The 8943-nt window shown below is 70.9% G+C and carries 8 protein-coding genes; 4 read left to right on the forward strand and 4 right to left on the reverse strand.

The annotated features are described in order from the left end of the window. Together JGS39_RS32585 and JGS39_RS32590 are read left to right on the forward strand one after the other, a co-directional pair. Positions 1–1183, forward strand: a 1183-nt coding sequence (locus tag JGS39_RS32585; RefSeq protein WP_236065861.1) for an SUKH-4 family immunity protein, incomplete at its 5' end; no start/stop codon positions are given. A 191-nt stretch (positions 1184–1374) separates the two neighbouring features. After that, positions 1375–2268, forward strand: coding sequence for a cellulose-binding protein (locus JGS39_RS32590; RefSeq protein WP_219573367.1), 894 nt, complete (start codon positions 1375–1377; stop codon positions 2266–2268). Between the two features lie 109 nt (positions 2269–2377). On the opposite strand, the gene JGS39_RS32595 is transcribed toward JGS39_RS32590, so the two are convergent. Further along, positions 2378–2833: a MarR family winged helix-turn-helix transcriptional regulator gene (locus JGS39_RS32595; protein ID WP_219573368.1), complete on the reverse strand. Its 456-nt coding sequence runs from the start codon at positions 2831–2833 to the stop codon at positions 2378–2380. Between the two features lie 182 nt (positions 2834–3015). Between JGS39_RS32595 and JGS39_RS32600 the strand changes: the two genes are divergently transcribed. Further along, positions 3016–4470, forward strand: a complete 1455-nt coding sequence (locus JGS39_RS32600) for an MFS transporter (protein WP_219573369.1) — start codon at positions 3016–3018, stop codon at positions 4468–4470. An 80-nt stretch (positions 4471–4550) separates the two neighbouring features. Here JGS39_RS32600 and JGS39_RS32605 read toward each other — a convergent pair whose 3' ends face one another. Beyond that, positions 4551–5999: an NCS2 family permease gene (locus tag JGS39_RS32605; RefSeq protein ID WP_219573370.1), complete on the reverse strand. Its 1449-nt coding sequence runs from the start codon at positions 5997–5999 to the stop codon at positions 4551–4553. Between the two features lie 345 nt (positions 6000–6344). Between JGS39_RS32605 and JGS39_RS32610 the strand changes: the two genes are divergently transcribed. Next, positions 6345–6959, forward strand: a complete 615-nt coding sequence (locus tag JGS39_RS32610; RefSeq protein ID WP_236064442.1) for a helix-turn-helix domain-containing protein — start codon at positions 6345–6347, stop codon at positions 6957–6959. Positions 6960–7005: 46 nt separating this feature from the next. Here JGS39_RS32610 and JGS39_RS32615 read toward each other — a convergent pair whose 3' ends face one another. Both JGS39_RS32615 and JGS39_RS32620 read right to left on the reverse strand, forming a co-directional pair. Beyond that, the gene (locus tag JGS39_RS32615; protein ID WP_219573372.1) at positions 7006–8625 is read right to left on the reverse strand and encodes a sodium/solute symporter; all 1620 of its coding nucleotides are present in this window, start codon (positions 8623–8625) and stop codon (positions 7006–7008) included. After that, positions 8622–8943: DUF485 domain-containing protein (locus JGS39_RS32620; RefSeq protein ID WP_219573373.1), on the reverse strand; the 322-nt coding region annotated here is incomplete at its 5' end. The genes JGS39_RS32615 and JGS39_RS32620, both read right to left, overlap by 4 nt.

The raw sequence follows: 8943 nt of genomic DNA on the forward strand, positions 1-8943 counted from the left end.
CCCGCGAGCATCGTCGCCGCGTGGTGGACGTTGCCCCCTCCGGGCGGCGACGATGCTCGCGGGTCCGGGCCAGGTCGGGCCGTCGGCTCCGCAGCCGCCCGGTCCGCCGGGTCCGCCCGGTGCGCCGATGGGCCAGGGCGGGTCGCTGGGCGGGGCCCCCGGCCCCGTACCGCCTCCCGCGTACGGGTATCCGCAGGCGCCGACAGGTCAGCCGACCGTCGGCCCCGGCTACCAGGCCGTGCTGCGGTACCGCGGGCCGGACGGCAGCGAGCAGCAGCTGATCCGTCGCTCGGCGCCGGGCACCCCGCACCCCGAGTGGCAGATGCTGCACGAGCTGCGGGCGATGAACGTGCCGCCGCAGCAGGTCATCGAGCTGCACACCGAGCTGGAGTCGTGCGAGCTGCCGGGTGGTTACTGCGCCCGGATGATCCGTGAGACGTGGCCGCAGGTGCGGATCACGAGCGTCGCTCCGTACGGGACGGACCATGCGAGCCGGCAGCAGGGCATGCAGCATCTGCTGACCCATCAGGGCGAGCTGCACCAGGTCGCGGACGGCCCGGCGCGGCCGGCGCCGGTGCGGGCCCCGCTGCCGCAGGCGCCGCCGCCGGTGCAGGTGCCGCCGGAGGCGATCGCGGAGGAGATGCTGCAGACGTTCGGTCCGCAGGGGGTGCTGCGCTTCGATCAGCGCGCGGTGTCCCGCCAGGGCGTGCCGGAGATCGTGGCGCGGACCCTGGTATGGGCGGGGCTGCCCGCCGACTTCGGGCCGTTCTTCTGGGCGCAGCCGGGGCAGCCGGTCGTGCCGACGCTCGCGGAGCTGGCGGCGCAGCGGCAGGTGCAGGCGGCTCCCGACGCGGGGTCGTACCTGGTGATGGGCTCGGACTTCGGCCGGGCGATCTGTGTGCAGTACGGGACGGCGAACATCGTGGCCGTGCCGGTGGAGGCGGGCCCCGGCGGGCAGCCGGTGGCGCCGCAGTTCGTGAACACCGGGCTGCCGGAGTTCACGCGTTCCATGGCGTTGCTCGGCCGGATGTGGCGGCTGCGGTACGGGCTGAACCCCGAGCAGGCGGGTCGCTGGACGGTTGACTTCCAGGCGCAGCTGGTGGCGGTCGACCCGGCGGCTCTGGCGTCGCCGGAGAGCTGGTGGTCGGTCCTGCTGGAGCAGATGTGGGACGGGCTGATCTGACGGCCCGGCCGTTGCGGTAGTGCGGGTGTGGCGCCTCTTCCCTTCGGGGGAGGGGCGCCATGTCTGTTCCGTGGGCTGTGATGCCTGTCGCTTCCGTCCTGAAAGCATCGAAACGATTCCGACTTCTTGACCAATTGCCGCATCCTTGACGTATTGCTCAGTGGTCGGAGAGTCGGAAAGAGGCGTCAAGGATGAGTTCTGCACCGGTGTCCGCGCACGGCTTCGTCGGCGTACGCGGCCGCGGTTACCGTCCGGAGCAGGTGGACCGGACCGTGGCCGCGCTGTCGGCGGAACGGGACGGGGCGCGGGATCAGGTGGCGCGACTGACGGCGCTGGCGGAGCGCCTGGTGGCCGAGTCGGCGCGGCTGGACGAGGCCGTCGCCGCGCTGGCGCCGCAGGACTATGCGTCGTTGGGGGAGCGGGCGCAGCAGATCCTGGCGCTGGCCGAGGGCGAGGCGGAGGCTGTCCGGGCCGCCGCCGCGGAGGAGTCGCAGGCGCTGCGGGACGAGGTGGATGCGGCGGCGCGGACCCTGCGCGAGTCGGCGAGGGCCGATGCGGAGGCGATGCGCGCGGCCGCGACGGGCCATGCGGAGCAGGTGCTGTCCGCTGCCGAGGGCACCGCGGCCGAGGAACTGGCCGCGGCCCGGCTGGAGGCGGCGAAGGTCCGCGAGGAGGCGGAGGCCGCGATGGCGGCGACCGTGAGCCGTACGGACAGTGTGCTGGCCCATCAGGAGCAGGAGCACAGTGAGCGCCGGAAGGCTCTGGGCGAGGAGCTCGAGGAGGCCGGGGCGGCTCAGTCGGCGGAGCACGCGGAGCTGACGGAGCGGGCGGAGGCCGGTCTTGCCGCGGCGCGGCGTGCGCTGGCCGAGGCGGAGGAAGCCGCGCGCCACGGCCAGGAGGACGCGGCGGCGCAGGGGGCCGAGCTGATCGCCGGGGCCCGGGTCCGTGAGGAGCGGGTCGTGCGGGAGACGGAACGGATCCTGCGCGAGCACGAGGAGGGCCGCGAGGACGTGCAGGCGCACATGGCGCACGTACGCAACTCGCTGGCGGCACTGACCGGGCGGGTGGCTCCGGCGGAGGACTGACGGGGCAGCCGCGCCCGGCCCCGGCGCCGGGCGTGGCCCCGGACGGGCGCAACCGGATCAGGGGCGGGGCTGCCGCTCCCAGGTCAGTGGCGGCGCGGGCGCTCCCGGGTCAGGGGCGCGGCCAGGGGCGCTGGGAGATCTGCTCGATCCCGGTGTTGAAACGCTTGAGGTAGCCGGCGAAGGCGGCGATGTCGTCGTCCGGCCAGTCCTTCATGACCTGGTCCAGGGACTGGACGACGCGTTCGCGTTCCGCGTCGAGCAGTTCCGTGCCCTTGCCGGTGATGCGGAACTTGCGGGCCATGCCGCCGTCGGGGTCGGCGATGCGCTCGGCCAGTCCGGCACGGGTCACGGCCGCGGTCTGGCGGTTGAGCGTGGAGGCGTCGAGGCCGAAGGCGTCGCTCAGTTCGCCGTTGGACATGGGGCCCTGGACGCGCAGGCGGCTCAGCAGGGTGTAGGCGCTCCGGTCCAGGAGGGCGTTCTTGTGCCGTCCGCCCCGGTGGTCGGCGAGGCTGTGACGCCCGAGCAGCATCTGCTCGTACTCCACCTCTTCTGTGGGCCTCGCCATGTCTGCGGCCTCCTGCTTCTGCTGCTTCTGCGCCGGGATCGGTCGCGCGCCGGATTCTGGGCGGCGCTCCATGCTCTCATGCGATGTGCACGGGACACGGCATGTGTATGACACATCAGGCATGTACGATGCACGTCGCTGTCCCGGTAGCCGGGACCACGACCCCAAGGAGTTCCTCCCTCATGGATGCCCCCCAGCCGACAGCCAGATCAGGCGGTGTGATCGCCACGCTCGCCTTCGCCGGCACCGTGGCGGCGGTCATGCAGACCCTGGTCACGCCGCTCATCGCGGAGCTGCCGAAGATCCTCGACACGACCTCCTCCAACGCCGCCTGGGTCATCACGGCCACCCTGCTGGTCTCGGCGGTGTGTGTGCCGGTCTCCGGACGGCTGGGCGACCTGCTGGGCAAGCGCCGGATGCTGCTCGTGTGCGCGGTGCCGCTGTTCGCCGGCTCGGTGGTCTGCGCGCTCTCGTCGACCGTCGTCCCCATGATCGTCGGACGCGGTCTGCAGGGCATGGGCATGGGTATGGTGCCGCTCGGCATCGCCCTGCTGCGTGACGTGGTGCCGAGGGAGAAGCTGAGCTCCTCCATCGCCCTGGTCAGTGCTTCCCTCGGTATCGGCGGCGCCCTCGGCCTGCCGATCGCGTCGGCGGTCGCCCAGTACGCGAACTGGCGGGTGCTGTTCTGGGGCTCCGCCGTGCTGGCCCTCGCCATCTTCGCCCTGGTCTGGTTCCTGATCCCGGACGTCCCGGCCGCAGCCAAGGGGCAGCGCTTCGACATGCCCGGCGCCCTCGGCCTGGCCATCGGCCTGGTCTGCCTGCTCCTCGCCGTCTCCAAGGGCGCCGAGTGGGGCTGGGGCTCCGCGACGACGATCGGCCTGTTCGTGGCCGCCGTCGTGGTGCTCGTCGCCTGGGGCTTCTGGGAGCTGCGCACCAAGGACCCGCTGGTCGACCTGCGCACCACGGCCCGCCCGCGGGTGCTCATCACCAACCTCGCGTCGCTCTTCGTCGGCTTCGGCATGTACGCCGGAATGCTGATCGCGCCGCAGCTGCTGCAGTTCCCCGAGGCCACCGGCTACGGCCTGGGCCAGTCGATGCTCCAGGCGGGTCTGTGGATGGCCCCCGGCGGCATCATGATGATGATCGTCTCCCCGCTGGGCGGAAAGCTCACCGACGCCCGCGGGCCGAAGTTCACGCTGATCAGCGGCGTGCTGGTCATCGCTGCGGCCTACGGCCTGGGCATTCTCCTGATGGGCTCCGCCTGGGGCCTGATGCTGTTCCTCATGGTCAGCAGCAGCGGTGTCGGCCTCGCCTACGGCGCGATGCCCGCCCTGATCATGAGCGCGGTCCCGGCGTCCGAGACGGCCGCCGCCAACGCGTTCAACACCCTCATGCGCGCGCTCGGCACCTCGATCGGCGCCGCCGTGATCGGCGCGGTCCTCGGACAGATGACCACGGAGACGGCCGGCTACAGCTTCACCTCCGAGGCCGGATTCCGTACCGGCCTGATGTTCGGCTGCGGCGTCGCCCTCGTCGCCGTGGTGATCTCGTCGTTCATTCCGGCCGTGCGAGCGGCCGCCGCCGGTGAGAAGGGCGAAGCGACCGCCTCGCCGGAGGTGGCCGCGGTCAGGAACTGACCCGGACACCGATCCCGCCGAGGCGGTCCCCCGGGGTGGCGCAGTGCGCACCCGGAGGACCGCCTCGGCGTTTTGGCGGGCTACTTGATGTCGAGGATCTGTTCCAGCGGGTCGATCGCGAAGTAGACGAGGAAGAGTGCCGCGGTGCCCCAGAGCAGCCAGTGGACCTCACGGGCCTTGCCCAGGCACGCCTTGATGATGACGTAGCTGACGAAGCCGGCGCCGATGCCGTTGGTGATGGAGTACGTGAACGGCATGACGGTGATCGTGAGGAACGCCGGGATGGCGAGGTCGTAGCGGTCCCAGTCGATGTGCTTGACCTGGGTCATCATCAGGAATCCGACCGCGACCAGTGCGGGTGACGCGGCCTGCATGGGCACGATGGTCAGGACGGGCGAGAAGAAGAGGGCCAGGGCGAACATGCCGCCCGTGATCAGGTTGGCGAAGCCGGTACGGGCGCCCTCGCCGACACCTGCGGCGGACTCGACGTAGGTGGTGGCGGACGACGCGGAGGCGGCACCGCCGGCGACCGCGGCCGCGCCGTCGATGAGCAGGACCCGGCCCAGGCCCGGCACCTGTCCTCTTTCGTCGAGGAGTCCGGCTTCGGCGGTGACGCCGACGACGGTGCCCATCGTGTCGAAGAAGTCCGACAGGATGAGCGTGAAGATGAGCAGGATGACGGTCAGGACGCTGATCTGGCCGAACGAGCCGAACAGGTCGAACTGGCCGAGCAGTCCGAAGTCCGGGGCGGCGACGGGCTTGTCGGGCATCGAGGGGACGGTCAGGCCCCAGGACTTCACGTCGGCGAGCGAGTTGATGACGACCGAGACGATGGTCATCACGACGATGCTGATGAGGATCGCGCCCTTGACCTTGCGGGCGAGGAGCACGATCGTCATGATCACGCCGAGGCAGAAGACCAGCATGGGCCAGCCCGTGAGGGTGCCGCTGCCGAGCTGGACGGGAACGGTGGTGTTCGCGGCGTCCGGGATGCGGGTGACGAAGCCGGCGTCGACGAAGCCGATGAAGGCGATGAACAGGCCGATGCCGACGCTGATGGCCTGTTTGAGCGCCTGCGGGATGGCGTGCATGATCGCTTCGCGTAGGCCCGTCGCCACGAACACGCAGATCAGCAGGCCTTCGAGCACGATGAGGCCCATGGCCTCGTCCCAGGCCATGAGCGGGGCGACCTGGTACGCGACAACGGCGTTGATGCCCAGCCCCGCGGCCAGGGCGAGCGGCAGATTGCCGCCCACGCCCATGATGAGGGTCATCACCGCGGCGACGAGGGCGGTGGCCGTCACCAGCTGAACGGTGTCCAGCTGGTCGCCGAACTTGTCCTTCGCGCCACCGAGGATGATCGGGTTGAGCACGAGGATGTACGCCATGGTGAAGAAGGTGGCGAAGCCACCGCGAACTTCCCGGCCGTAGGTCGATCCGCGTTCGGTGATGCGGAAGAACCGGTCGAGGGCGCTGCCACCGGATCTGGTCGGCGGTATGTCGGCCGGGCTGGTCTTGTTGGGGTGCATGGGGACGTCTCCTGGGCCTGCAACGGACTGGGGGAAGAGGGAACGGCGAAGCCACGGCTGCCGGCACAGGTGACAGGCAGCGCTGTGCGAACACACATGCGGCTTCTTGCGAGCGGATCATACGTGCCACCGCTTCACCCTCAAGTGCCTTGCCGCATAACGGTGTTGATGACTCGAATCCGTCTGTCGGTTCCTACGGAATCGCCGGTGATCTATGGAGTCAAAGCGTGATTCAGGCGACAGCGGTCATGGCTTTTCCGGTGACAGTGCCCATACGTTCTGTGCGTGCATCCTCCACCCCCCTTCAATGCGCGTGCTGCCCGAGCCCTGCGTGAAAAGCTCGGGATGGCCCACGGCCACGTCGCGTACGCGATGAGAACGTCCTTCGGGACGGCTCACGTCACCGCCGACCACATCGCGGCGTGGGAACGCGGATCCGCCCTGCCCGATCCCCATGAACTCGCGGCGCTCGCCGGCGCGTTGTGGTGTCATCCCAGCGAGGTCATGGGACACCCGCGCACCTTGCGCGAGCACCGCATCGCCCGCGGGATACCGGCCGAGGACGTCGCCCGCGCCACGGGCCTGTCCCTGGCCTCCTACGTCCACATGGAGGAGACCGGCCGGTGGACCGGTGACCACAGGCAGTCCGCGAAGCTCGGCAGCCTGCTCGGTCTCCCGCCGCGCGACCACGTCGCGATCACCGGGCTGGAGGACGAACTCGCCCGCCTGCTCACCGAAGCGGTCAGCACCCGGTGGCAGGCGCACGCCCGAGCCATCGCCAAACTCATCTCGGTGGACCGCAAACAGCTGCACGGGCCGCTGGACTCCATGTACCAGGAGTACCAGGCCCTCATGGCGGCCACCCTCAGCCGGGCCAGCGGCAGCACGGCCTCCGGTGAGGACGGGCGACGCTACGTCGAGGGGATCGTCGACCACTTCTGGGCCAGGCTGTCGGAGTAGCCGCAGATGGCCCCGTACCGGCGGATCCGGGGCCGCGCCCCATTCCTCAGGTTCGGTCAGCCGGCGGCGCGCCCGCGAGGATCCACGGTTCCTCCGCCTCGTACATCCGCCGCTCCTCCACGGCCGTGCGCTGTCCGAGGACCGTGCCCAGCCAGCCCGCGAGGAAGCCGGCCGGGATGGAGACGAGTCCGGTGGTCGTGAACGGGAACCAGTTGAAGTCGTGGGCGGGGAAGACGGCGGCGGGTGAGCCGGAAACCAGGTCGGTGCCGGTGATCAGGACGAGTACGGACACGGTTCCGCCGATCAGCGTGCAGAGCAGTCCGGTACGGGTGAAGCGCCGCCAGAACATGCTGTAGACGAGCGCCGGGGCCAGGGCGGACGCCCCGACGCAGAACGAGAGCATGACCAGCGCCTGGAGGTTCCAGTGCCGGGCCGGTACGGCGAGCGCGATGGTGAGCAGTCCCACGCCGGCCGCCGCGGCCCGGGCGGTGCCCATTTCGACGGGGCCGGCGACGGGCGCCCTGCCCGGGGTGCGCATCCCGTGCAGTCCGTGGGCGAACAGGTCGTGGGCGAGGGAGTTCGCACAGGCCAGGATCATTCCGGCGACGGACGCGAGCAGCGTCAGGAAGATGGCCGTGGTCATCGCCGTGACGACGACCGCACCGGCCTCGCCCGCCGAGGCGACCGCGCCGCTGACCTGGAGGATCGCGCTGTTGCCCTGGGGACCGGCGGCGGTGATGGCGGTGCGGCCGACGAGCGCGGCCGCGCCGACGCCGATCACGGTGAGCAACAGGCACAGGACGACGACGACGGAGACGGCCCAGGACATCGAGCGGCGGATGGCCGGGGCGCTGCGGGCGCTGGTCATCCGCATCGTGATGTGGGGCAGGCAGGCGCCGCCGAGGACGACGGTGAGTTCGGAGCTGACCATGTCGGTGCCGTTGCCGCCGAACTGGACGCCGGAGCGCAGGAAGGCGTCGCCGGCGCCGCTGCCGTGACGGGCTGCGTCGAGCAGGGCGCCGGTGTCCCAGTGGAACCGGTTCATGATCAGTACGGAGACCGTGAGACAGGCGACGAGGAGGACCACGGTCTTGACGATGTGGATGAACGCGGTGCCCTTCATCCCGCCGATCGCCGCGTATCCGATCATCACGATCCCGAGCGTGATGATGCATCCGGTGCGGAAGCCCGAGCTGTCGAACCCGAGGATGAAGGCGAGCAGATCGCCGCTGCCCGCGAGCTGGACGACCATGAGCGGGACGAGGGCGGTCAGCGTGACCGCGCAGGCGGCGACCCGGACCGCGCGGCCGGGGGCGCGGCGGGTGAGGATGTCGCCCATGGTGAACCGGCCCGCGTTGCGCAGCGGTTCGGCCAGCAGGAACATCAGCAGGACGAGGGAGAGCGCCGTGCTCAGGGCGAGGACGAGGCCGTCGTAGCCGGTGAGGGCGATGACGCCGGTGGTGCCGAGGACGGTGGCGGCGGAGAGGTAGTCACCGGCGATGGCGAGGCCGCCGCGGACGGGCGAGAGCGTGCGGTAGCCGGTGTAGAACTCGTCGAGGTCGTCGTGGTCCGGTCCGGTCATGACGCAGAGCAGCAGGGTGACGGTGGCCACCGCGATGAAGGCGACGAGGGACATCGTCTGGGCGGATTCGTCGAATCCGGTCATCGGCGGGCTCCTGTCCTGCGCAGTTGCGCGGCGAGCGGGTCGACGGTCCGGCGCGCGATCCGCTCGTACAGGACGATCGCGAGGAGCGTCACGGGCAACTGGCACAGCCCCAGGGCCAGTCCGGTGGTGAGGCCGCCGCCGAGGGGGCGGCCCATGAGCCCGGGGGTGTAGCCGGACAGCAGCAGGAAGAGGGTGAAGTAGCCGAGCGCGGTCAGGGTGGCGGTGCGCCGCAGCAGCCGGTACGCGGTGCGCAGCCGGCGCAGGTCGCCGTGGCGTCCCGGCGGGGGTACGGGGGTGGTGCGCGGGACGGCTCCGCGA

It is taken from the genome of Streptomyces poriferorum, assembly GCF_019399235.1.
Classification (GTDB): Bacteria; Actinomycetota; Actinomycetes; order Streptomycetales; family Streptomycetaceae; genus Streptomyces; species Streptomyces poriferorum.

What these genes read in the sequence shown, in the direction of transcription:
- JGS39_RS32590 (WP_219573367.1), top strand. Translation starts at nt 1,375, where the DNA reads ATGAGTTCTGCACCGGTGTCCGCGCACGGCTTCGTCGGCGTACGCGGC.
- JGS39_RS32595 (WP_219573368.1), bottom strand. Translation starts at nt 2,833, where the DNA reads ATGGCGAGGCCCACAGAAGAGGTGGAGTACGAGCAGATGCTGCTCGGG.
- JGS39_RS32600 (WP_219573369.1), top strand. Translation starts at nt 3,016, where the DNA reads ATGGATGCCCCCCAGCCGACAGCCAGATCAGGCGGTGTGATCGCCACG.
- JGS39_RS32605 (WP_219573370.1), bottom strand. Translation starts at nt 5,999, where the DNA reads ATGCACCCCAACAAGACCAGCCCGGCCGACATACCGCCGACCAGATCC.
- JGS39_RS32610 (WP_236064442.1), top strand. Translation starts at nt 6,345, where the DNA reads ATGGCCCACGGCCACGTCGCGTACGCGATGAGAACGTCCTTCGGGACG.
- JGS39_RS32615 (WP_219573372.1), bottom strand. Translation starts at nt 8,625, where the DNA reads ATGACCGGATTCGACGAATCCGCCCAGACGATGTCCCTCGTCGCCTTC.